General features: G+C 40.0%; 22 protein-coding genes, 1 tRNA gene and 1 pseudogene. 18 read left to right on the top strand and 6 right to left on the bottom strand.

What is annotated here, in order from left to right; genetic code table 11:
* Positions 1 to 32: 32 nt before the first annotated feature.
* Positions 33 to 275 (bottom strand): hypothetical protein, encoded by a 243-nt coding sequence (locus RHM67_RS04340; RefSeq protein ID WP_322230888.1) that lies wholly within the window; start codon positions 273 to 275, stop codon positions 33 to 35.
* Between the two features lie 711 nt (positions 276 to 986).
* On the opposite strand from RHM67_RS04340, the gene RHM67_RS04345 reads away from it, so the two are divergent.
* The 6 genes and pseudogenes from RHM67_RS04345 to RHM67_RS04370 all read left to right on the top strand — a co-directional run bounded on the left by RHM67_RS04345 (position 987) and on the right by RHM67_RS04370 (position 4343).
* The gene (locus tag RHM67_RS04345) at positions 987 to 1151 is read left to right on the top strand and encodes a hypothetical protein (protein WP_322230889.1); all 165 of its coding nucleotides are present in this window, start codon (positions 987 to 989) and stop codon (positions 1149 to 1151) included.
* 126 nt (positions 1152 to 1277) lie between these two features.
* On the top strand, positions 1278 to 1415 hold the full coding sequence (locus tag RHM67_RS04350) for a hypothetical protein (RefSeq protein WP_322230890.1): 138 nt from the start codon (positions 1278 to 1280) through the stop codon (positions 1413 to 1415).
* A gap of 295 nt (positions 1416 to 1710) precedes the next feature.
* Entirely contained in the window at positions 1711 to 1971 is a 261-nt protein-coding gene (locus tag RHM67_RS04355) for a hypothetical protein (RefSeq protein ID WP_416182866.1), read from the top strand.
* A gap of 2 nt (positions 1972 to 1973) precedes the next feature.
* Positions 1974 to 3059 carry a glycosidase gene (locus tag RHM67_RS04360; RefSeq protein ID WP_322230891.1) on the top strand — a complete coding sequence of 362 codons (1086 nt, stop codon included), beginning with the start codon at positions 1974 to 1976 and terminating at the stop codon, positions 3057 to 3059.
* 871 nt (positions 3060 to 3930) lie between these two features.
* Positions 3931 to 4080, top strand: coding sequence for an ATP-binding protein (locus RHM67_RS04365; protein WP_322232170.1), 150 nt, complete (start codon positions 3931 to 3933; stop codon positions 4078 to 4080).
* Between the two features lie 2 nt (positions 4081 to 4082).
* A pseudogene (locus tag RHM67_RS04370) lies at positions 4083 to 4343 on the top strand (ATP-binding protein).
* A 358-nt stretch (positions 4344 to 4701) separates the two neighbouring features.
* Here RHM67_RS04370 and RHM67_RS04375 read toward each other — a convergent pair.
* Positions 4702 to 5622, bottom strand: a complete 921-nt coding sequence (locus RHM67_RS04375) for an IS3 family transposase (protein ID WP_322230892.1) — start codon at positions 5620 to 5622, stop codon at positions 4702 to 4704.
* A gap of 2 nt (positions 5623 to 5624) precedes the next feature.
* Positions 5625 to 6029, bottom strand: coding sequence for a hypothetical protein (locus RHM67_RS04380; RefSeq protein ID WP_322230893.1), 405 nt, complete (start codon positions 6027 to 6029; stop codon positions 5625 to 5627).
* Positions 6030 to 6220: 191 nt separating this feature from the next.
* Here RHM67_RS04380 and RHM67_RS04385 point away from each other — a divergent pair, with 191 nt between their 5' ends.
* From RHM67_RS04385 to RHM67_RS04425, 9 genes are all read left to right on the top strand, one after another.
* Positions 6221 to 6841, top strand: coding sequence for a carboxymuconolactone decarboxylase family protein (locus RHM67_RS04385; RefSeq protein WP_322230894.1), 621 nt, complete (start codon positions 6221 to 6223; stop codon positions 6839 to 6841).
* Positions 6842 to 6904: 63 nt separating this feature from the next.
* Complete coding sequence (locus RHM67_RS04390; protein ID WP_322230895.1) at positions 6905 to 7318, top strand: nuclear transport factor 2 family protein; 414 nt, start codon at positions 6905 to 6907, stop codon at positions 7316 to 7318.
* A 24-nt stretch (positions 7319 to 7342) separates the two neighbouring features.
* Positions 7343 to 8218: a helix-turn-helix domain-containing protein gene (locus RHM67_RS04395; RefSeq protein WP_322230896.1), complete on the top strand. Its 876-nt coding sequence runs from the start codon at positions 7343 to 7345 to the stop codon at positions 8216 to 8218.
* 1102 nt (positions 8219 to 9320) lie between these two features.
* Positions 9321 to 10130, top strand: a complete 810-nt coding sequence (locus RHM67_RS04400) for a hypothetical protein (RefSeq protein WP_322230897.1) — start codon at positions 9321 to 9323, stop codon at positions 10128 to 10130.
* Positions 10131 to 10181: 51 nt separating this feature from the next.
* Positions 10182 to 12113 carry an Rv1355c family protein gene (locus tag RHM67_RS04405; protein WP_322230898.1) on the top strand — a complete coding sequence of 644 codons (1932 nt, stop codon included), beginning with the start codon at positions 10182 to 10184 and terminating at the stop codon, positions 12111 to 12113.
* Complete coding sequence (locus RHM67_RS04410) at positions 12107 to 12487, top strand: hypothetical protein (RefSeq protein WP_322230899.1); 381 nt, start codon at positions 12107 to 12109, stop codon at positions 12485 to 12487. The genes RHM67_RS04405 and RHM67_RS04410 overlap by 7 nt, the downstream gene beginning before the upstream one ends.
* 45 nt (positions 12488 to 12532) lie before the next feature.
* On the top strand, positions 12533 to 14707 hold the full coding sequence (locus RHM67_RS04415; RefSeq protein WP_322230900.1) for a 7TM diverse intracellular signaling domain-containing protein: 2175 nt from the start codon (positions 12533 to 12535) through the stop codon (positions 14705 to 14707).
* 89 nt (positions 14708 to 14796) lie between these two features.
* Positions 14797 to 15855: a hybrid sensor histidine kinase/response regulator gene (locus RHM67_RS04420; protein WP_322230901.1), complete on the top strand. Its 1059-nt coding sequence runs from the start codon at positions 14797 to 14799 to the stop codon at positions 15853 to 15855.
* Positions 15856 to 15863: 8 nt separating this feature from the next.
* A complete protein-coding gene (locus tag RHM67_RS04425) occupies positions 15864 to 16277 on the top strand; it encodes a response regulator (RefSeq protein WP_322230902.1) in 414 nt (137 codons plus the stop codon).
* Here the strand turns inward: RHM67_RS04425 and RHM67_RS04430 are convergent, their stop codons facing one another.
* The gene (locus RHM67_RS04430; protein WP_322230903.1) at positions 16278 to 16742 is read right to left on the bottom strand and encodes a response regulator; all 465 of its coding nucleotides are present in this window, start codon (positions 16740 to 16742) and stop codon (positions 16278 to 16280) included.
* A gap of 585 nt (positions 16743 to 17327) precedes the next feature.
* Positions 17328 to 17401, bottom strand: a tRNA-Met gene (locus RHM67_RS04435).
* 158 nt (positions 17402 to 17559) lie between these two features.
* On the opposite strand from RHM67_RS04435, the gene RHM67_RS04440 reads away from it, so the two are divergent.
* The 3 genes from RHM67_RS04440 to RHM67_RS04450 all read left to right on the top strand — a co-directional run bounded on the left by RHM67_RS04440 (position 17560) and on the right by RHM67_RS04450 (position 20763).
* Positions 17560 to 17940, top strand: coding sequence for an START-like domain-containing protein (locus RHM67_RS04440; protein WP_252757710.1), 381 nt, complete (start codon positions 17560 to 17562; stop codon positions 17938 to 17940).
* 99 nt (positions 17941 to 18039) lie between these two features.
* The gene (locus RHM67_RS04445) at positions 18040 to 19458 is read left to right on the top strand and encodes an LptF/LptG family permease (protein WP_322230904.1); all 1419 of its coding nucleotides are present in this window, start codon (positions 18040 to 18042) and stop codon (positions 19456 to 19458) included.
* Between the two features lie 99 nt (positions 19459 to 19557).
* The gene (locus RHM67_RS04450; RefSeq protein WP_322230906.1) at positions 19558 to 20763 is read left to right on the top strand and encodes a bifunctional 3,4-dihydroxy-2-butanone-4-phosphate synthase/GTP cyclohydrolase II; all 1206 of its coding nucleotides are present in this window, start codon (positions 19558 to 19560) and stop codon (positions 20761 to 20763) included.
* A 3-nt stretch (positions 20764 to 20766) separates the two neighbouring features.
* Here RHM67_RS04450 and RHM67_RS04455 read toward each other — a convergent pair whose 3' ends face one another.
* On the bottom strand, positions 20767 to 25206 hold the full coding sequence (locus tag RHM67_RS04455; protein ID WP_322230908.1) for a translocation/assembly module TamB domain-containing protein: 4440 nt from the start codon (positions 25204 to 25206) through the stop codon (positions 20767 to 20769).
* Positions 25207 to 25301 lie beyond the last annotated feature (95 nt).

Genomic DNA, 25301 nt, shown 5'->3' on the forward strand with positions numbered 1-25301 from the left:
CAAAACCAAAAAGGCTTTGTTCCTCTACAAAATTAGCAACCCTGCACGAAAGCCGATTGTGAACCAGGATACATTGACTGACAAGCACCAAGATTAGATGCATAGTTACAAGTAGAAGACTGGAAGCTACCAATAGTGTAACCACCGGCATTTTTGCAATACACCCAGTGATAGGTTGGCGGCACCGGATCATAACCACCCACTACATTTTTTTGTTCTTCACGCGTTAGTTCTTCGGCCTGCGCGAGCAAACCCTTTAAAACGAGCTTTTTCATAATTTTTGGTTAAATTTTTTATGAGTAAACTTATGTAATTGCTTCATTATATACAAGTTAATATCAAAAATATTTTCATCTGTATTAAAATCAATTTTCCTCTGCCGAAAATTCAAAGTTTTTTATCCGTTATTTTAACGCTTTAAGATATTTATAACCCAAGCAAAGGGACTGATGTCATAGTTGGGGAATTGAGAATCAATCGTTCGTCCATGAGCAGGCTCGTATATTTTATTACTAACAAATCACCGATTCTAAGCAGTGAGCAAGGCAGGTGTCCACACTAAACGCTTTAGTTATGCGGAAATTCTGTTTTTAAAAAGCTGGGCGATGCCTTTGCCCATGACGCCAACCAAGTTGACGGTATTCACCAAAGCGCAACATTCGCTTTCAAAGATATTGCCGTTTGTAAATTTGACCCTGTTGTACTAAATTGAGTGGTTGGGTAACAAACGTTTTCAGGTTGATAAAAACCTCCCGATTAAAAGATGGGCTCCCAATCTTTACAGCTTTTAAAGACCAAGCTTTTCGCGATTTGCTGGTGATACTTATGAGCGGTTTGGCGAGGAAATTGCATAAATGCTACACAAATATTGAGCGTTTTATGAGATGATAAAGCATGGCTTTAACATGTAGGTTTGATATTAACCAACATGTAATCAATTTACTACAATCAAACTTGAATATCATTAAAAATTAAAACACATCGCCATGAAAAGAAAATTTTTATCCATTTGCACAGTTTTAGCACTTAACGTGTTTTTCTCCTGTAAAAAAAACGCGACCAAGGAAATATCGCCGGTTTCGGTGTATGACCAGGAACAAGACACCATACCCGCGTCGCAGCTTAATCTGAACGACGTTGCTTTTTCATAGTTAGCTGTAGCTGGCAACTACAAAGTAATTGTAGGTAAGTACAATGCCAGTGCACAGGTAGATGGTAATGGCGGCCATGCAAAGTTTTTGCAGCCTAACGGTATTTTTGTTAACCCGGACGGATCATTGTTAATAGCAGACTTTGACGGTGATGTGCGCAAGATACAGCATGACACCGTGGTTACAAGTATCCCTTTTCCGGTATACCCGGACGGGTTTACTTATGGCGGCGGAAGTGACATAGCGGTAACAACGGATGGCTAGATAATGGTTGTTGGCGAACATGAATACTGGCTTTATACTAACGGGATATTGCATTATCATGGCGTTGACAGCCATGATGAGATAGGCCTTGGTGTTGACAGAGACCCCCGCGGTAAGTTTTTCTGGTATACCAACTTTACGCCTCTGCTTACGGTAACGCCAAACGGCGGGAGTGTACCAACCAAACCTTTATACAGCGATCAGATAGGTGGCTTTAACAGGCCCCTCTGGAACCTAAAAAGCCTGGGACCCAGATTTCAAAAAAAGGAAAAAGATAAAAGCCTTGCTGGAAAAAATGATCCCCGAATTTGCGATCAACTTGGGCGGTGCTACTTCAATAGATGTTACCAAGCCGGGCATAGATAAAGCTTACGGAATGCATAAACTGGAAGAAATGCTGAAGATAGACATAGCGGAGATGCTTTTTATCGGCTATGCCCTGTTTGAAGGTGGAAATGATCATCCGGCTAAAACCACTGGTGCGGACTGTATTCAGGTGCGCAACCCTGAGGACACTAAAATTATTATTCAAACGATCATCAACTGCCAAAAGTAAATATGGAAGCATTAAAATTGAAACGTTTGGGCACGATCATGGAGCCGGATGTTGACAACCCAATGGAAGCCGGCGGCGTTTTGAACCCGGCTGCAGCGAGGGGAAAAGACGGAAATTTGTACTTGTTTCCGCGAATTGCCACAAAAGAAAACTATTCGAGGATCAGCATAGTGAAAGTATTATTCAATAATGCCAGGGACCCCACAGCTGTAGAACGCCTGGGTATTGCGCTGGAACCAGAAGCCGATTATGAAAAGCGTCCCGATGGTGGCGGCGGTTGTGAAGACCCCCGCGTGACCTATGTTGAGCCTTTAGAGCGCTATATTATGACCTATACGGCATTTTCACCAGATGGCCCGAGGATTGCTATGGCACAATCCGAAAACTCGTTAAACTGGGAACGGCTCGGACGTATTACTTATAAACCTTACGAAAATATTGAATTTAACCATATCAATAATAAAGACGCCTACGTTTTCCTGCTGCAAATACCAAGTCCGCATGGTCACCGTGCCCTGGGCATGCTGCATCGCCCCCTTTTTCCAGGCACGTCGCCTGAAGAGAAAGCTGCAAATTCATGGGACAAAGCTGTAGATAAACATCATGAGAGTATATGGTTATTTTATTGCCACATTCACCCGGAAAAGCAAGAGAGCAGGAAATGGGACCCGGCGGCGTTTACTTCTCACCGGCCACTCGCGGTCACTGTGTTTGACTGGGAAAAGATAAAAATAGGTTCCGGGACACCGCCGGTAATGACAAAATTCGGCTGGATGTTTATGTATCATGGCGTGCATGCAAGTCAGGGAACCACACCGGAGAAGCAACAATTGATCTATTTTGCAGGTTTAATGTTTCTATCGGCGGATGATCCTTACGATATTGCGTTTAGATCATTTGAGCCGGTACTGGTGCCAACCCTGCCTGAAGAAAGAGTCGGGGTCATTGCAAATGTCGTTTCCCCTACAGGAATACACCAGCGAAGCGACATTGGTATGCCGAACCGCTACGATGTATACTATGGGATGGCTGATAATCGAATCGGTGTAGCCCGTTTGGATCTTCCCCAAAGCCTGGAATGGGATTGATTTTCGTTACGATTATATATCATTATGAACTTAATGAAACTTAAACCTACAAATAAACTGTTTTCAATGATACTTCTCTGTTAAGTATGGTGAACCGATCGGTTCATTATTATTTGTCTAACGATGTGTTTTTTTCAAAGCTTCAAATCCGGAAACGACATCAAAAGCTCTTCGTCTATTGTACTTTGGCCCAAACGTTGTAGTTTCTTGCCAATATTTTCTAACGTGTCGCCCATGCTTTTCTCCGCTCGCTGCATGGCTTCCAGCCGGCTTGCATTTCGAACGGCCAAAGATTTTGCACAGGCCTTAAAAACTGAAACAAACAAATAGGCGCTATTGTGTTTACAGAGAAAACACAACAAAATCAGTTTTAAAGCATATAATATAACGAATAAATTTTCCTGCGCTTTATAAAACTGAACCTTTTAAATTGCAATAAACCTTTGCATACTGTACCCGTTTATATTAATTCACAATATAAACTTTAGATCATTTCCGTCGCCATTGTTGCCACGCACCCGTAGACCATAAGGCCAGGAAATTAGAATTATCTGAAAAGGAAGCCTCAACCACCTGGCTAACTTTGTATCCAGGCCAAAAGCATTTTTGTGTTCTATCAATTGGGCAATATTTCCAGGGAAAACCAAAACAAAAAAAATCGCAACTATCCAACCAACTTTAGCACGCTGCTTTTGTAAAAAAATTTGCCCAGCCCAAGTAATATTTCTACAATTCCAGATAAGATAACTACCAAATCCGGGTTTATGGGCAACCACGTTGAACCTTGCGCTAAAAAATTCTTTTCTTAATAAAGGAAGATGACCAATGCCTGCGAAAAGCAGACAGCAGTACAGGGATCGGTAAAAGCTATATTGCTTCAGCTGTCGGGTACCAGGCCTGTACACTCGGCTACCGGGTCTTTTATGCAAGCATACCTAAGTTATTCTCCAAGCTTAAAATGGCAAAGGCTGATGGCTCTTACTTTAAGAAAGCAGCCAAGATAGAACGGCAACAACGTTGATATTGGATTACTTCAATATCCAGCCTTTTGATGCACAAAGCAGGGCTGCACTCATGGAGGTCGTTAAATACAGGCATGAAAAGACATCGCTGATTATTACCTCTTAATTGCCAGTTAGTAAATGGTATGATGTAATCGGTGAAAAGATAATCGCTGATGCCATCCTGGACCGTATTGTACACAGTACCCATCGTATCGAGCTGAAAGGAGAATCAATGAGTAAAAAACGGAGAACTAATGATAAAGAGGTCAGCTATCAGTAACCAATTTAATAACTAACTTTAAAAACGTTTTTACAGATCTCGCTGCTATCGTTCGCCAGCTAATTGACTGGTCACTTTGCCACGGAATCAGGTGGTCAACATCCCCGGAATACCAAGATTATGTCTCGTCCTGGTTTTACTTGTCGTTTTTGAGTAGTAATACTGGAATCGGTTTACACCGATATTTCATTAGTCCTGCTTTTACTTTACAAGGGTACGCCTTTTATTTTCTTAATAGCTGAAAGCTTACCTCTTATTGTTATTATTAGCGTGTTAGGATGTGGGAAACTCCTTCAGTTTTCCATATCCTAATGCGTTTTTCTTTTTTGCTTCTTTTTTTCTTTTTGCCAGCACGGTCTTAAATGCCAGTAACCTGATTTTCCTCCTTTCCTTTTTTGGGGCGTGGATATCCCTTCCAACGCTTTTTGATTTCACCGGACATGCCATGAGCCTGCTCCGGTGTATGGTAATTTAAGCTTGCGTGTGGACGCCTATCGTTATAATGACCAATGATTGCTACAATGCATTTCTTTGCTTCCTTGTGGTTCTGATAAACCTTTTTAGGAAAGAACTCATTCTTGATAATTCCGTTAACGCGCTCGGCAAGTGCATTTTCATAAGGACTGCCGCTTTGAGTCATACTAATGGCGATCCTATCCTGGTTTAGCAGTGCTGTATAATTCTGGGAGCAGTATTGTATTCCTCGGTCAGAATGATGTATCAGGATAAATGGAGATAGCCGTTTCCTTCCGTCTACTGCCATTTCCAGGGCTCCAATACATCCAACTGCTTCCAGGCTGGGATGCAGGGCATATCCAACGATTTTTCTGGAATAGGCATCTGTGATCAGGCTCAGGTAGCTGAAGCCTTCCAACGTACGGATATAAGTTATATCACTTACCCAGAGCTGCTCTGGTGCTGATACGGTTAGGTGCGTGATCAGGTTAGGATATTTTCCTAACCAGTGATGAGAATCTGTTGTTTTCACCATGCGTCTTCTTCTGCGAATCAATAAGCCGTGGAAACGTAGCAGGTCATACAGCAGGTCCCGGCCCATCTTTATATCATGTTTTTCCATCTCCGGAATGAGCATATGTAATAGTTTTCTGGTTCCAAGCATAGGAACAGCAGCACGGAACTCACCAACCAATGTCAACACAACCATATGTGCTATGCTTGTCCTGGCAGCCTTATGATGAGCTAAATAGTAAGCCTGACGGCTTACACCAAACAGTGCACAAATAGCTACCAGGGTGTATTCTGGCCGCTTTTGCCGCATTCTTAAGACTGTTTGGTACCACGCTTTTTTCGGATCTTGATATGTAGGTCACTTTCAGCTACCTCGATCATCGTTTCCAAGGCAAGGTTCTTTAATTGAGATAGCTCTAATGCCTTAGTAAGCTCATGTATCTTCTTTACGAGTAACTTTGATTCCTGACTTTGGGTCATCCCGGGAAGCGCTGAGGAATTGTTGACATTCAGCAAAGTAGTCAAATTAAGCTTACCTGCCCATGCCTTTATGGTGTTTCTTGGAACCCGGTATTTCCGGCTTGCCCCAAGGCAACTGATCATCCCAGTTTTTATTTCTTCGACAATCTTTATTTTGGTCTGCTCATCGACCTTATCAAATGGCTTCCGCCTAACAACAATTGCGACTTTCTTCTTTTTTACTGATATTGCTTTCATTTTCTTGTCTTTAGTGACAAGCTATATCAGGACAAGACAATCCCCTTATCGGTATTGCTTTTAGCTACAGCAAACATTATTTATACCGTCAAATTGTACAAAACTACGCCCGAACCAATTATAAAATAAAATATTAGAGGTTACAGGTTAAACAATCGTCCCGATTGTCCATGCACATACACCCTTTATCCATGTTAAACCGGGGTGGAGCACCGCACCTTTGTATTGTCAATGACGACAAATTAAAATTAAAAAAAATGTCACGTCTAATCGCACTTAATCCGGAAACTACAATTGGAAAATCTAAAGATCTTTTTACTGCCATTCACGGCAAGCTGGGTATGGTACCGAATATGATGAGGACGATGGGCAATTCACCCGCCGTTTTAAATGGCTATCTTTCTTTCAACGCCGCTTTAGGCGAGGGAACTATAGGTGGCAAGCTTGGTGAATTGATCGCACTTACCGTTGCCAACGCGAACAGCTGTGGTTATTGCAATGCTGCGCATAGCTTTATCGGCGAAAAACTAGTTCACATTGATACCAACAGTATTGCTTATGCTCGTGAAGGTAAATCAGCAGATGAAAAAATTCAGGCAGCTCTTGATTTTTCAAGAACGATCGTTGAAAAAAGAGGAATGGTTAATGATGCCGATGTAGATGCATTGAAAAATGCCGGCTACGATGAAGCAGGAATTGCAGAAATAATCGCCCATGTTGGATTGAACCTGTTTACCAACTATTTCAACAATGCTGCGAAGGTAGTGGTAGATTTCCCTTCAGTTGAACTGGTTAAAACAGCCGCTATTTAATCATGTTCACCCACTAAAGAATGGATAGATTTGTATTTATCCATTCTTTAATTTAAAACTACTATGGAACAAAAACTTCCCCTGCCTCCGTTTACCATGGAAACCGCATTAGAGAAGGTACAGCTTGCTGAAAACGCCTGGAACACCAGAGATCCGGAAAAGGTATGCCTGGCTTACACCATTAATACGGAATGGCGCAATCGCACCGACTTTATTAATGGTAGAGAAGAGGTGAAAGCTTTTTTAACAAGGAAATGGGAGAAAGAGCTTGATTATAAGCTAAAGAAAGAACTATGGGGATTTCGAGAAAATCGTATGGCCGTTCGCTTTGAATATGAGTGGCATGATCAAACAGGACAGTGGTACCGCAGCTATGGACACGAACTTTGGGAGTTTGACGAAAACGGGTTGATGCGTAAGCGTTACGCCAGCATCAATGACCTTGAAATTTCCGCTAAGGACAGACTGCTGTTTTAAATTTCAAACTTTAATAACCATACTTTGACAGCTCATACCGCCTTTACCTTAATTAATCCGCAAACGAAAGCTTTAGCCTTTAAAATCTTTGCTTTTGAGGACGACTCCTATTTTAACCAGCAGAAAAACTACAACTACTATTCAATGGTTTTGGTGACTAAAGGAAAAGGCAGGATAACAGCAAATTTTTCAGAATATGTATTTAATGAATATAGCCTGATAAGCTTTTCTATTTACCAGCCATATATGATCAGGGCGGAAGGTGAGTTTAAGGGCCTTTTGATTAATTTTCATCCTGATTTTTTTTGTATCCATAAGCACCATAATGAAGTCGCCTGTAATGGAGTGCTCTTTAATAATATCTACGAATCGCCGCAGGTGCAGTTAACAGAATCGGAAATGGGCCTGTTTACCGGCCTGGTTGAACAGTTAAAAGCTGAAATGCAAAACACAGCAGTCGCCCAATATGAATTAATGATTGCGTACCTTAAGATATTTTTGATCAATGCATCAAGGATAAAACTTAATATGCAATCGCTTAATATGTCCAGCACGGAAAAGGAGCCATTCATTTTAAAAACCCTGAAAGATGCTGTCGAAGAGCATTTTAAAAGCAAACACAGCCCCAGTGATTATGCCGATTTGCTGAATATATCTACCAAAGCATTGAACAGGATCAGTAAAACGTATTTTAATAAAACCTTAGGTAACCTAATCGCAGAGCGGATAATTATCGAAGCAAAGCGGGAATTATACTTATCCTCGAAGCCGGTTAAAATGATCGCATACGAATTGGGTTTTAACGACGAGTTCTACTTCAGCCGGTTCTTTAAAAACAATGCCGATGTCTCTCCACAAATTTACCGGGATACGGTAGGATTTGCGAGGGCCAATGCCTGATTCATCAGAGATGAAAAGAATCTTAAGCTTACATTTAGTTTTGCTTGTATAAATTCGTTTCGTAGGGAAAACCTTACTGAGCATTATTCAAGTGTTCACTCTTCAATGGATAAGTAAACATTAAAAAAAATGGCAACTTTTACGAAATTACAAAGTAAGAAGCCAATATTAATATATCTTACCATAACGCTGTGTTTGAGCGCAGTGGTTTGAATCTTAACCTTACATCAAGGAACAGGCAGAATTGGCGACAGAACAGATGGTTATGGTATTATGTGGTGCCCTGCCCGGGAAACTTATCATACCTGTAAAATATTGAAGTTTAATATAGCTGGCTTGTCATGGCAATGGGAAAATTCAAAAAATACCTGTTATGGGCTTATCTTATTCCTTTGTTATATTCTACTATAAGCTATCTTATTATTTGGCTTACAAGTTGCAGCATTTTTATAATAAGGAAATATCGTGAGGATTAAGCTGTAATTTAATTTGATAGGCAAGGCGGTCGAGTTTTTCCAAAAGCGGTCGGTCCTGATCGCCTATCTATTATTTTTAAAACAAATGACATTGAAGAGTTACTTCATGAAGCCGGTTTTAATATAATTGATGTCATAAAGAGGCGTCCGTATCCAGATGCGGAATACCAAAGCATGCGGGCTTACATTCGGACGGAAAAAAATGAAGAAGATGATTATCTAAAAAATAAGCAATCTCAACAAGAGCAAGCTAAGCTTAAGTGGGGTCGGACCGTTAATGGAGGTACTATCCATGGTGGAGGTCAAAGAATTTTTGAAACATGATCATTTTGGCTCGATGAAACAGGTCCGGCAGAAATTGCGAAAGTATTGATAATGTTTCCTTTTTTTAAAATAATCTTGTCGTTTAATTCTATATTTCGGTATGGAGTCGTAATAAATTGGTAGTATTGAATCGATCCTTTACATTTTATATTAGGAGTAAAAATGAACCTGGTCGGATTTTGAGGAAAAACATATTTAAATATGTAATACCATTTGGCAAATTGCTAATCAGGTGGTTTCTTTGTTGCTGAAAAACATAAGTTGCACGAAAAAAATAATTATTTATTTGAGATAATTTTAGAATGTTAAGCAGTTTGGTGAAAGAAAAGCCTGAAGTAAGATTAAGGGCATTTAGAGCAGTTGACGAGCCCGAAACTTGTGCATTATTCATTGAAGGCCATACTCATGTACTAACAAGCATAGGCATTACAAAAGTAACTTCATCTAAAAATGAATGGACTACAAACCCTTCGTCTTTTGTCATGGTTGTTGAATCCCTTGACGGGAAAGTAGTTTATGGGGGAGCAAGGGTGCATGTGGCAGGGGGCACCCAGCAATTACCTATAGAACAGGCAACAGGAGCTATGGACGCAGGCGTGTTTGGCCTAGTCTGGCAATATGCGCAACAAGGCACCGGAGAATTATGCGGGTTATGGAATTCAAGACAAATAGCCGGATATGGAATTGGTTCGATTTTTCTGATCCGTACTGCGGTTGCCATCGCTTACCAGATCGGAATACAGTCTCTGTTTGCGCTATGTGCCCCTTACACCATACCCCCAGGAGTAGCCGTTGGAATGGAATATGAAACAACCATTGGTGAAAATGGGACATTCTATTACCCTAAGCTGGATCTGGTAGCGACAACTATGCTACTTAAAGATGTGCCTGTTTTAAGTAAGGCTTATGAAGAAGATAAAATTGCGATTATGAAAATCCGTGACAATCAAAAGATCATTCGTACAGAAATATTAAGAAAAAAGGAGATTACCATTCATTATGATATTGAAATACAGAATCTTAAACAATGGGACCTGAGTGTAAGCATTGCACAGGCGAAAACAAATTATTTGAATTCAAAAATAAGCGACCAGGACCCCAATATTATTTAATTTGCCAGCTGTTGTATGCACAAACTTACTGACTACAAAAGAAAAATAAAAATGTTTAACTCCATATATAACAACGATAACCTGAAAAAAAGTGTGCTATATGAACCAATTTTTTATCGATTAAATAATGATTCAGACAAACAAGCTTTTGATGAGCTTTTAGCAAGGGGCAAAATTTTATTTTTACATGATGAAATTGAAAGTCAGTTACAAGAACTTTTAAAGATTCAAAATCCTTCAATCAGCATAAAAAAGGAAGACTACGAAAATCTAATTATCCAACATTTGAATGGTGGGGCATTAGCAGATTATGGCGTTTGGGTTTATTATCCGTGGAATGGCAGAATGGTTCATTTGCTGGACGAGGATGAATTTATTGAAGTACGAACAAACAGGAACCAATTTAAAATCACCAAGACAGAACAGGAGCTACTTCGGAAGAAAAAAATTGGGATCGTGGGGCTATCGGTCGGCCAGTCTATCGCCTTAACGATGGCTATGGAACGAATTTGCGGCGAAATACGACTGGCAGACTTTGATGTTGCTGAATTAAGTAACTTAAATAGATTGCGCACCGGATTGCACAATATGGGTTTAAATAAAACAGTTATTGCCGCAAGAGAAATTTGGGAGATTGATCCATTTATCAAGGTTAAACTGTTTCATGCAGGACTACAAACCGATAACATGAACGAATTCTTTACCCATTATGGTAAATTAGATCTCTTTATTGAAGTGTGCGATGGCATGGATGTAAAAATTGAAAGCCGCTACAAGGCCCGTGAGCTCGAAATTCCAGTTGTTATGGATACAAATGATCGGGGCATGCTTGATGTAGAACGCTTTGACTTGGAGCCGGACAGGCCTATATTACATGGTCTCGCTGACGGACTTGATCCGATAACTATTAAGAATCTTTCTAACGAAGATAAAATCCCATATATCCTTAAAATTGTAGGAGCGGAAAGTATTTCTATGCGCCTTAAAGCTTCAATGATGGAGGTACAACAATCTATCAACACATGGCCTCAGCTTGCATCTTCGGTGACTTTGGGTGGTGCAATAACAACAGATGTATGCAGGCGGATTCTTTTGGATCAATTTCATGAATCAGGAAGATATTATGTGGATATAGATGAACTTGTTAAGGATTCCGAAACGTTACCAGTAAATAAAGTTCCTTCCGCATATCTTGGCCCCCCGGAGTTAACGAAAAGCCAGATGCTGAAACAAGTTGAACATTTTAGTCCCAAAACTGCCAATATTGATTTGGATAGAAAGACTATAGAAGAAATTGTCAAGGCGGCCATCATGGCACCGTCAGGAGGAAACGCCCAACCCTGGAAATTTCTTTATAATGATCAAGGTCTGTTCCTGTTTCATGATGAATACTTTTCTTACTCATTACTTGATTTCAATAATCTTGGGTCTTATGTTGCAATGGGAGCGGTTATTGAAAATATATGTATAAAAGCTAAGGCTCTTAGGTTTGATATCAGTGTAGATTATTTCCCTTCGACTGCAAATGAGAAAATGATTGCCCATATCACTTTTCAGGAAACTAAGACTGAAGGAAATAGTAAATATCTTGAACAGGGAATAACTATGCGCGTCACCAATCGCGAGGTGACCATTAAAGAGCCCCTTTCAAATGATGTTTATGATAATCTACTCGCATCCATTCAATCTTACCATGGCGCCCAACTTCATTTAATTACGGATGATTTGGTAATGAAAAGCCTCGGTGAAATACTGGCAAAGGCGGAAATGATAAGGATATTAAACCCACGAGGTCATTACGACACATTCACAAATGAATTACGTTGGACAAGGGAAGACGTTAATCAAAAAATGGATGGCCTGGACGTGAATACCTTAGGCGCTACCAAACCTGAACTTGCAGCATTAAAAATTGCTGAGGATAGTCAGGCTATTGCTTTTTTAAGAGAGATGAAGGGGGGGGGGCTTTCACAAAAATGGTAAATAAAGCGGTAGCTTTTTCATCAGCCTTGGGCATTGTTACTATGCCCGAATATACCGAGCTTGACTTTCTAAAAGGCGGCCGGGCTGTAGAAAGAATTTGGATCGAAGCGAATTTAGCTGGTCTGTCTTTTCAGCCCATTGCCCAATTAGTATTTATGATGGCACATTCGGAGCGCGAAAGCGACAAAGGTATAGATGCCGATTATCATAGGGAAATCGGCACGCTGAGCAATTTATTTAACCAATTACTCCCTGAATTAAAAAAAAGACAACCTGTTTTTATTTTCAGGCTGGCAAAATCAGGGGAACCAAAGCTACGATCTTTAAGGAGGCCTTTAGAATCAACATTCTTTTTTGCTGATGATATACGCTGATCGTAAAATGTGCATCTCTAATTATTTTTACTCAAACCTTAACAAATGAAGTTAGGAACTATCAAGCATTTTTTCTTTACGCTTTCTTTTTTTATTTTCACTATATCTAAAGTTTATGCTCAGGTAGCTTTTGATGGTAAAAATGATATGCTAACGATTGGTAAAAAAATTGAATACTATATCGATTCTTCATCGAATAAAAACGTACAGTTCTTACAACAACAAAAACAATTTATTAGGTCAAAATCTAATGTTCCAGACTTTGGGCTGCTGAAGGTTCCAATATGGCTAAAAGTAAGTGTTACTAACAATAGTAATACACCCGAAATATTGATCGAGTTCGGACAGTCGTTTCTACAAAGCATTGATTTCTATAGCTGGGAAGATGGTCGGTTGACAGTTAGTAAAAGCGGAGAACTGTACCCCTTCAGCTCAAGAACTATTAAGTACCATCAGTTTATTTATGCCCTTCATATTCCAAGGGGTGCCACAGCAACTTATTATTTTCGAATCGTTTCAAATCATGCAATGCAACTTCCCGTGTTCCTCGGTAACAAAGATCATGTAGAAGAAAATAATCTAACGAAGAATATTTTGTTCGGAGTTTTTTTTGGTATAATTATAGTGATGTTCTTCTACAATCTCTTTATCTACTTTGTAGTAAAAGATAGTATTTATTTATATTATGTAGTGTACATCCTGATCGTTGGGCTGATACAGGTGACAATTGAAGGTTACAGTTTCCATTACCTATGGCCTGATAATCGTTTTCTGGCTACCCGGTCATTCTTTATTTTAACCGCACTGGTAAATATCAGTGGGCTTGCATTCGTGCGACAATTTTTGCAGACCAAACGGTTCATTCCTCGGCTTGACAAAATATCTTACTTGATATACTTCGTATATGCGGTGGCTATTATTTTAGCATGTAGCGGCGAATACTATATTTCATACCAAATTTTACAATCGTTTGCCGGTATAGTTTCCGTGTATATAATTGTGATTGCCTCAAAGATAGCGTGGTACGGATACAGACCGGCGAAATTTTTCCTGATAGCATGGATACCCCTGATCGTAGGTATCCTAATTTGGATACTGAAGGATTTTGGTGTTTTTCCCTATAACACATTTACCAACTATAGCATTACCTTGGGGTCTGCATTAGAAGTCGTTCTCCTTTCATTTGCCCTGGCAGACAAAATAAACATCCTAAAGGCCGAAAATGATAAGTCACAACTCGGTACTCTACAAGCTTTAAAGGAAAACGAAAGGATAATACGGGAACAGAATGTTGTCCTGGAAAAAAATGTTATTGAACGTACTAGTGAATTGATAAGTGCTAATACGGTACTGAACGAAACATTAGAAGATTTGAAACAAACTCAGTCCCAACTGGTAGAATCTGAAAAAATGGCCTCTTTAGGGCAACTTACTGCTGGAATTGCTCATGAGATTAATAACCCAATTAATTTTGTTACTTCTAATATCAGACCGTTGAGAAGAGATATAGATATTTTAACTACGGCATTTAACACTATTGAAGCAATATGTCTGTCTGATGTTTTACCGGCTGACAGGCAAAAACAAATACTTGACTATAAAGAAGAAATAGAGTTTGATATTCTTACCCTGGAAATAAGCCATTTGGTTAAGGGTATTAGTGAGGGTGCTAATAGAACTGCTGAAATTGTAAAGGGATTAAAAATCTTTTCGAGGCTTGATGAAGATGATCTAAAAAAAGCTGATATCAATGAGGGGCTGAAATCAACAATGATTATAGCCAACAACTTGCTTAACAATAATATTAAGACAATTAAGAATTATAGTGATTTACCGCTGGTAGAATGCTATGCAGGCAAACTTAACCAAGTGTTTTTAAATATCATTTCGAATGCTGTATACGCCGTCAAAATACAATTTGATGATAGGCCCGGTGGTGAAATAACCATTGAAACCAGCCATGATGAAACATTCGTTTTTGTAACATTTAAAGATAATGGCATAGGGATGGATGAAAAAACCCGGCAAAAGATATTTGAACCTTTTTTCACGACAAAAAATGTAGGTGAAGGAACTGGTTTGGGAATGTCAATTTCGTACAATACTATAAAAAAGCATAACGGAAAAATAGTAGTGCAGAGTACACCGCATAAAGGCAGTATATTCAGATTGGAAATACCTATCAAATTCGACACTAAACATTTTAGTGGTGTGAATTAAAGAAACCACTAAAATATATCGTTAAGAAAAGTCATTGAAATTATTTATAAATCATATTTATAATGTTGCAAAAAATTAAAATATTATACGTGGATGATGAACCAGACAACCTTTTAGGGTTTAAAGCATCTTTAAGAATGGATTACAATGTATTGGTATCTACCGACACTTCAGAAGCGTTAAAATTACTTGATGATCACCCGGACATTAAAATAATATTTTGCGACCAGCGCATGCCAGATAAAACAGGAGTAGGGTTTTTTGAAGGCATTCGAATAAGCCATCCGCTTCCTGTACGTATTTTACTTACTGCTTATACTGATGTAGAATCAATTATTGATGCTATTAATAAGGGCAACATATTTCGCTATGTCAAAAAACCTTGGACTGAAACTGATATCATTTCAGCTATTTCAGAAGCAGAAAAGTTTCATACGGCCAATGCCATGCTTTACATCAAGAATGAGGAGTTGCAGATAGCCTATGACGAGCTTAATAAATTTGCATACAGTATTAGTCATGATATCAGGGGCCCTCTTTCGGGTATTTTAGGGGGCATTGAAATAGCCAGCGATATTGACGATTTGGAGGAAATGAAAGAAATGCTTTTCCTCATGAAAAAATCATTACAAAAATTGGACACCTACATTTTAAGCATGCATGACTATTACAGCTTACAAAGAGGTGAATTAAAAATAGAGGATATAAATTTTGATAAATTTATGGTAGAAATGAAAGAGATATATTCGATAGTTGCGAGAGCAAGCAATGTCAATTTCATAACCAACGTTCAGCAAAACCAGATTTTCAGGAGCGATAAGAGGCCTTTGAAAATGATTTTCAATAACCTGATTTCGAATGCTTTCAAATATCAGGACAGGAACAGTAAAAATAAAATTGTAGAGGTTAGCGTCGATGTTGCGGATGGGATAGCCTCAATAAGTATTAAGGATACTGGAATCGGCATTTTAGGTCAGCACATTGGTGAAATATTTAATCTTTTCTACCGTGCAAATTCGCAGGAAGTCGGCTCGGGTTTTGGCTTATATAATGTCAAAGGTGCTTTATTGAAATTAAACGGACAAATAGAAGTTAATTCGGTAATGCACAAAGGAACTACCTTTAAAATAACCATTCCATCTATTTAACCAAACCTATGCCGTTATCATTTATAGTTATCGATGAGAATGAGTTTGATTGCTTTATTGCAGGGAAAATTATAAACTTTAAAGATAAAAGGGCTGATGTCAAAGCTTTTCGAAATGCGCAACTTGCACTGGATTTCCTACGAATTACCCCTGAAAAGACCGATAAGAATCCTACTGTGATCTTTCTTGATTTACAAATGCCAATAATGAATGGTTATCAATTTGTCAATGAGTTTGAAAACCTGCCTTCCGAAATCCAGAATGGGTACAGGATTATCGTATTGTCTGCTACAAGAAATGTTAGTGATATTTCCAGGATACTTAACTATCCCTCGGTCCAAAGCATATTAGAAAAGCCACTCACTAAGGAAAAGATCAATGAGGTATTCAATCAATTAGCTTTTTTGAAACCAGTTAAATAGTTAAGAAAGTAATTTTTGTCGTAACATAAACTCGAGTTGTTCATTAGACCCGGTAAGTTTTTCATTCATTATTTTCAATTGCGCTTTCTCTGTATATTTGTCAAAAGCTCTGGTTATCGTCAAATCCAGTTCGTCTTCGTCCCAGGGTTTAGCCAGGTAATGAAATATTTTGCCTTGGTTTACAGCGTCTACCACTGCCGCCATGTCTGCGTAACCCGTTAACAATATTCTCATTGGATCCGGGTGTTCTTTCAGGACTAATTTTAAAAACTCTACGCCAGTCATCTCAGGCATTCGCTGATCTGTGATAATGATATGTATTTGCGTACTCGCCAAAACCTGCAGTGCTTCATTTCCGCTTAAAGCAGTAAAAATCTTATACTTCATGCGGAAAGCAGCTTTCAATGAGAATAAATTATTTTCTTCATCATCTACATATAGGATGGATATTTTAGGGGTTGCCATATTTATTATATTACCAAAGGTATTCGCTAAATAGCCAAAAAATCCTGCCTCATCACTTTTTTAAATATTGATGCTCAAGAAATCATGTTAAACTTAGTAATAATACACCAAACAAACAATGTGTTAATCTATGCATATAGATAAGGTCCTATAGATCTGGCTGAATTACAGAAGCGCTTGAAGTCGGGTAAACTATATTAAGAAAATACATCAGGATCATTCAACACGAGCGGTTGACTATTTCTAATCGGATCGAAAAAACCGGCTAATCAATAAAGTTTTGCTGTTGCGACAATACCTTTGTTGCGCGTTGCTATTGCCGCTTGTGCTAATGTAATGTTCATCTGGATTTTTAATGTTTAATGGTTAATATGACAAAACTGCTTGAAATATATCAAAATGTTGACTCTCAGGTCAAAAGGCATATCATTAGTTCGATGTATCCCGAAAATCTCACTTTTGACGGTGAGCAACATCGAACTACGAGGGTAAATGAAGCAATCCGCGTTTTTGATAGCGTAAGGGCTGTTTTTGAGGCAAAAAATAAGGGCAAATCGACTATAAAAGTTGATTTGCCCAGTAAGGTAGCGGGGAGCAGGATCGAACTGCCGACCTCAGGGTTATGAATCCTGCGCTCTAACCATCTGAGCTACCCCGCCGAAAAAAAATATGATTACCTAAATTTTACTTTAGCCCTCTTTTGTAGTCATACCAATGATACTTCCGAAAAAGGTTTGCAAATATAGCAGAAATTCGCTTCCTTTAGAAAAAATGTTAACTTTTACCCTTGACTGATTTTTGTAATTACTGAACCCCTATGTCCGAGAAGAAGAAATTTAATATCGAGTACGAGATAAAATCGTCACCCAGAATACTATACACTTTCCTGAACGAAGCAAATGGCCTTACTCAATGGTTTGCAGATGACGTGAGCGTACGCGACCAGATCTACACTTTTACATGGGATGATGAGAAGCAAAACGCCAAATTGGTATCCTTAAAGGAGAACAAACTGGTGCGTTTTAAGTGGATTGACGACGAGCCGCAATGTTATTTTGAAATGGAGATCATCCAGGACGAGCTAACAAACGATGTTGCCCTTAGCATCACCGATTTTGCAACCGAAGAAACCATTGCAGAACGTAAACTAATCTGGGATAACCAAATAGATTACCTGATAAGTACACTGGGCGCTTAAACATTTTTATTTCCTTATTTTTGTATCCCGAAACGGGCGTTGCGCGCTTGCAATTATTTGCGCGCATAAACGTTTCAGTCCCTGTATACAATTGCCCTGATGAAAAAAATACATCTGTTACTGCTTAAATCATTTATAAGGCCTTTTATAGTAACCTTATTAATAGTGATGTTTGTATTGCTGATGTTGTTTTTGTTTAAATACATCGATGACCTTATCGGCAAAGGCTTCCAGTGGTATATCATCCTGGAGCTAATGATGTATAACTCGGCCACTAACCTGGCCATGGCGCTGCCGCTATCGGTATTGCTTTCTTCTATCATGACTTACGGCAGCCTCGGAGAAAACTATGAATTGGTAGCGATCAAATCGGCAGGGATTTCTTTACGCCGTGCTATGTATCCAATGATTGTGGTGGTTTTTGTGATTAGTATTGCAGCCTTTGCATTCTCAGATTATATGCTGCCGGTAGCTAATCTTAAGTATTTTTCCTTACTGTACGATGCCCGAAAGCAAAAATCTGCCGATCTGCTTCCCGAAAATATTTTCAGCAATCGTTTCCCGGGATATACCATTCGTGTAAAACACAAGGATCCTGATGGCCAGACTTTGCACGATATCATGATCTATCACAAAGGTACGCTGGAAACTAACCTGGATGTTACCTTCGCGAAATCGGGTTTAATGTATCGCTCAAAGGACGATTTATTTCTGATATTAAAACTTAAAGACGGTGTAGTTTATGCAGAAGAACCCGGCGACCAGGGTAACAGCATGCCAAGGCTGCGTTTAAGGCGCTTCAGGTTTAAAGAAACCGAATACAAGTTCGATCTTTCCGATTTTAAAATGACCCGCACGGATCAAAGCGAGTTTAGGAATGCATCGCAGATGATGAACCTTAAGCAGTTACAGCACTATGTAGATTCGTCACAGAGAGTGGTTGACAGCAATGTTAAAATAAATTATGCCCTATTATCGGCATATATGAAATATACAACCGTGCCTGCAAAGTCAAAAGTAAAGGCATTCCCCGCCGATAGCAACAAAATGAATGGGCAAAGCGATAAGATCAACGTGCTAAACAATGCATCGAGCGAAGTGCACCAGATCCTCGATGTTTTACGAAACCGTGCCGAAATGCATAAAGAGACCAACCGCGGTATCCGCCGCTATGTGCTGGAGTATCAAAAGAAATTTACGCTTGGCGCCGCATGTATAGTGCTGTTTTTAATTGGCGCGCCGCTTGGGGCTATTATTCGTAAAGGGGGGCTGGGCTTGCCTGTAGTGGTGTCGGTTATTTTCTTCCTTATCTATTACATTATTGGCACCATTGGTGAGAAATCTGCCAAGGAAGGCGATTTATCGCCGTTGGCAGGTGCCTGGATATCCATCGTTATATTGTTCCCGATAGGCCTTTTCCTGAGTTATAAAGCCGCTACCGATTCGGCATTGTTTGATATGGATCTTTACAAACGCTTTTTTAAGCGCTTTAAACTGCGTAAAACTAAGCCCGTATAGTTTTACAAAATACCGACCTTATTACGCTTATTATCGTATAAATTTGTACTACATCAGCAAGTGCCAATACGATAGCTGTTCCTACAAAAGAAAGACAAAATGCTAAATACTATACCGGAAGCTATTGAAGCTATAAAAGCAGGTAAAACCATAATTGTTGTTGATGATGAAGACCGCGAAAATGAGGGCGATTTTTTAACTGCTGCCCGTAACGCTACGCCGGAAACCATCAACTTTATGGTGAAATATGGCCGTGGTTTGGTTTGCACCCCAATAACCAAAGAGCGCGCACACCAGCTTGAGCTTGAGCCGATGGTAAGCCATAATACTACATCGCACGAAACTAATTTTACGGTATCGGTAGATCTATTGGGCCATGGTTGTACTACTGGTATATCGGCAACAGATCGCTCAAAAACCACTTTAGCCCTTATTGACCCTGCTTCTAAACCTGCCGACTTAGGCCGACCGGGGCATATTTTCCCGCTGATCGCTAAAGATGGTGGTGTATTGCGTCGCTCCGGGCATACCGAAGCCGCTGTAGATCTTTCTGTTTTGGCGGGATTTGAACCCGCAGGTGTTATTTGCGAAATAATGAAGGAAGATGGCGACATGGCCCGCCTGCCCGAGTTATTAGTGATGGCGAAAGAATTAGATCTCAAGATAGTTTCTATAAAAGACCTGATATCGTACCGTTTGAACACCGAATCGATGGTGCGCAAAGAGGTATCTGTAAAGATGCCTACCGAGTGGGGCGATTTTGATATGATAGCTTATACCCAGCTGGATACCGGCGAAAACCATCTGGCCCTTGTTAAAGGCGAGTGGGAGCCTAACGAGCCTGTTTTAGTACGTGTACACAGCTCTTGTGTTACCGGCGATATATTTGGATCATGCCGTTGTGATTGTGGCCCACAGCTGCACAAAGCAATGGAGATCATCAGCAAAGAGGGTAAGGGTGTGATTGTTTATATGAACCAGGAAGGCCGTGGTATTGGCTTGGTAAATAAATTGAAAGCATACCATTTGCAGGAAAATGGTATGGATACTGTTGAGGCTAATATCCAGCTTGGTTTCCAGATGGATCAGCGCGATTATGGTATTGGCGCGCAAATTTTACGTAGCCTCGGTATCTCAAAAATGCGCCTGCTGACCAACAATCCTAAAAAACGCGCGGGCCTTATTGGTTACGGTTTAGAGGTTGTTGAGAACCTGCCTATCGAGATAGCATCAAACCCGCATAATGAAGCGTACCTGCGTACCAAACGCGATAAGATGGATCACGCTATTATGCGCGAACATTAATCTTTAATCGTCGCCTTCTGTATCCTCATTGTTCCTGTCGTCTGATGATTTGGAAGGCTTTGGCGTATTTATAGTAGTGGCAGGTACCGATGTAGGCTTAACAGGTGGCTTGTCGCGGCGGCTTTGTCTAAATATATTCCTCAGGAACTCGCCGAACGTGTCAAAATCGCGCTGGTAAACCAAACCAATACCGTTTACATATTGCACTCCTAACTGGTCGTTAATGGTGTTTAGCGTGGTGCTGTTTAATGCCCGGTACGAGTAACGGCCCCTTAAATTACCATCTTTACGGAACAGGTACTGGATCTCGAAATCTTTTGTCAGTGTTCTAAAATCAGTATTCAATAAACTCTGGCGGTTGTTGAACAAGTCGCTGGTACCGCTATTAGAATATAAGCTACCGTTAATGATCAATCGGTCATTTAAAAACTTTAACGACGCGCTCGCATCATTAAACGACCGTATGTTTAAATCAAAATATTTGATGTTGGATTGAGAGATAAAGCTATTTAGTTTATTAAACGCAAATTCGCTTACCGCCTCGCCGGCCGTACCCAACACCTGGTTGGTTAAATTACTACCCGTGCCCGATGCAAAACTTCGCCTTACAATGATGCTTAGCGCCTGCTGGCTGCGGTTATTGTTATCGGCAAGGTAGGTGTTCAAGTCATCCTTAATAGATGGATCTACAGGGAAATTAAAGTTAAAATCAATATTTGGTTGCAGGAGCGATTTGGTTAATATCAACTCGGCCTGCACTAATACCTGTTTTGGTTGCGGCGCCTGTAAACCCGCGGCTGTATAGAGCGGAGCAATATTGGTACGCACCTCGTATACTGCCTTTAAATTGATCTCCGCGTTTGACGGATTGCCCGTCCACCTGATGTTACCACCCTGGTTTACCATAAAGTTTTTACTGATGAAATCCTTGGCTGTAAACTCAAACTTACCCGAGGTGATCCCGAAATCGCCAAACATCTCAAAGTCGCCCAGGCTATTGATCTTAAGGTTTAAATTTTTCGCGTTTCCTGTACCTTCTAACACACCGTAATCGGTACTTATCCTTACAATAGTTTGCTCGTCAATTGTTAAGTCGAAGTTTAGCGTAACCCCGTTAAAGGCTTTTACTTTATCTATGACTTTTATAGTGGTGTCGTTATGGTCAACCCAACGTATAAAATCATAATCTGCCGCGGTTGATGAGGTGTTAAGCGGGATATTAAATACCGTACCGGCTCCGGTACTGGCTTTAATATCTATCTTCATGTTATCTATAGGCCCGGTAAAACTAAATGTACCGCTGCCATAAGCTGTACCGTAATAAATGTGGTTATCCTTAAACGTAGTATTAAGCGCCATCAGGTTTTTAGCCTCCAGCGAGATATCAAGTGTGGGGTTTGAGATATTATTCAAATCCACCGTGCCATTAGCTTCGCCTGTGCCACCGCGAATATCCTTCAATATCATCTTATCTATCTTGATAACACTGTTGCTAACCGTCAGATTATCGTTTACCGTGTAGGCGGTTTTTAAGTAATTAACAGTAATGCCGGTATTATCCAGCGATACTGTACCGTTCAACTCAGGCTTGGACGGCGAACCGGAGAGTTTCAGATTTGCCGATACGGCCCCTTTTATATTTGATACCAGGTCTTTTATAAACGGCTGGAATATAATGGCTTCGGTATGGTCCATTTTAACATCAAAGTCCAGTTTATCATCGGTTTGTTTGCCAAGGGTGTAAACGCCGGCAATATTCATGGTTTCGAGGCCGCGGTTAGTGATGTTTAGTTTTACATTGGCAAGTCCGCGGTCGTTATCAAGGTTTGATAAGATCTTTACATCGCCGAGCAAAGTCTTATTCATCATCAACGAATCGATACCTAAATTGGCATCCACCCCCGGCTTTTTAATGATAGAGGTAAGCGTAACATCTCCGTTTAACGATCCTTTAAGCACTATGCCAGATGTTTTGGTAAGTTGGTTTAGCGTAGCCATACTAAACTTCTCGAATTGCACTTTCAACTTATCCGTTGGGTTATTGGATATAAATCCATTAATTCTCACCTTCTGTACGCCGTTTGATAACTCAAAACCGGATACCTGGGTTTTACCATCCAGCAGGCGGATGCGTACCTGGTCCTGGATCTTCCAGTTCTCCCGCTCTAACACCACGTCAGATGGTAATATCTTTAGTTTGGCAGTAGTGTCCCGGCCAAATTCTACCAAACCGTAAAGGTCTAACTGGTTGGCAGCGTTTTTATCAGATAACTTAACGTTAAAGTTTAGGCTATCATGCTTCAGGAAATTGGTAATGTTGATGTTTTTGATGTATAAGTTATCCGTTAGGTCAACCCGGTTCAGGGAAACGTTCAGGCCCAGGAAATCGTCGCTTGTGCTCTCATCAATAATAAAATCATGAAATACGATTTTACCCAGTTTTATTGTTTTGATGTAACCGTTTAGCGTCGCCGTTTTATTTACCGAGTTAAATTTACCTACAAAGCTTCCCTGCTCGGGCACCTTTAAATCGGGCATAAATATGGCCGTAAAAGGATCGATATTTTTCAGTTTCAGGTTGAAATCAAAGTTTTGCGGTTTAGGCGGGATAATATCCGTTTTAAGCGACGGAATATATTTTTTGGCGATGGTTTTAAAATAGGAGGGCAGGGTAGCCAGGTCATAACTGCCTTTAATGCTTCCATCTGCAAGGTCGGATTTTAAAGAAATTACCCTTGCATCCCCTTTGCCGTTAGCCGTTAGTGCTACGGTATCCACCACATAATTATTCCGCGGGTTTACAACGCGAATTTTGGTTAGCAGGATGCTTCCATCCAAATTGTCCAGGTTATTACCCGAGAAGTTTGTGTTAAGATCGGTACCGATGGTAATCGTATCCCTCAGGAATTTTAACTCGCGTAGTTTCGCATTAGTTACGTTTCCCTTAAAATCAAAAATTGGCAGCTTAGGGTTTAGGTTAACACTACCGGCAATGGCAAGCTGCAGGTTTTTATCATTTATAGATAGTTTACCCTTTGCAGTTTTGTGATCAAATGTACCGTTGGTTACAATGTTTTTGTAAGTGTATCCCTTAAACTGTAAATATGCCACTTTTGCATCACCGCGAACATCCAGGTTTTTAAGCTCGTCGCCACGGCCGGCCAGGTTGGCCGATAAGCTGGTGCGGCCAATAGTGTTATTATCTAATAAAGTGCCCAGGTCAAAATCATTGGTGGTGATTTTACCGCTATAACTTGGCACGCCCACTTTGTTTATTTTTAGGTTTATATCCGGGTCAAAACGACCTAATTTCGTCTTAAAAACGCCAAACGCCACAAAATCATTCTGCACGCCGGTGAAACGGCCCGTAAAGTTTACGTTGCCAAATTTGCCCACAATGGCAGGCACTTTAGCATTTGGTTTGCCGGTAAAATGCTGATATAAATAATCCAGATCTTTTTTGTTGGTAGCAATCTGATCGAACTTTAATTGCAGGAAGGTATTTTTCCAGTCCGGCAATCCCGTAAGGTTAAAATCGCCTTTAATAAAAGTTGCCTGAGCGGCGGTAATAGTTACGCCTTTAGCTTTAAGGTTTTTTACCAGGCCTCGTACCCGTCCGTCAATACCCAGTTCAAACGTGGTTTTATCAAGCGTGCTGGTGAAATAGGCGATATCTTTTGATGACAGGTGCGATGTTTTGAAATCGGCATCCATTTTTATCTTGTTCTCAAAATCATTAAAATCACTAAACGACTTAAATTCCATTCTAAAGAAGTTCCTTACATTGGAGTTTGCCGTTTGTATGTTTAGGTTTTGCAGTAGGATCTGGTTGGTATCAATGGTAGCATTGGAGTTGAAATTTTTGACAAAGAACCCGCTCTTTTCTTTCAGGGTCAAACCGCCAACACGTGCTTTAAACAAGTGGTTCTGCAAGTCCATATTGCGGATAACGGTACTGAAGTTGCGAACGTCGATATCATTGAAATTTACCCCTTTTACCAGTTCGTTCCGCAGGCTGTTCTTGTACTTAAAATGGAAATTGTTAACGGCTATCTTCTCGAAGGTAAGCGTCCACGGTTTGCTTTTGGTTTTTGTGGTGTCGCCCGAGTTGAAGTAATCAAGCACAAATTTAAGATTGGTGGTACTGTCCTTTAATTTTTTAAGATAGAAGGCGCCGTTATCTAGTTGGATTGATGCAAAATTGATTTTCTTTTGCTTGATGCTGTTAAAGACGGAGAACCCGCTAAGCTCTACGGCGAGCTTGGGTGTACTTAATAAGGTGTCCTGCTGTTTATCCAGTATATATAATCCTTCTAAAACAACCGATGAGAATGGCTTAATGTAAAGGCTTTTAATATTAATAGTGGTATGAAGTTCTTTAGACAGGTAAGCGGTGGCTTTTTTTGCAGCCCATGTTTGTACCGGCTTGTATTGAAAAAGCAATAACGTAATGCTTATCAGCAACAAAATTATCAATACGATGCTTAACGCTATTTTGAGTACTTTTTTAATAACTTTGTCCTTTAGTAATGGTTGGA

Source organism: Mucilaginibacter sp. 5C4 (genome assembly GCF_034345625.1).
Classification (GTDB): Bacteria; Bacteroidota; Bacteroidia; order Sphingobacteriales; family Sphingobacteriaceae; genus Mucilaginibacter; species Mucilaginibacter aurantiaciroseus.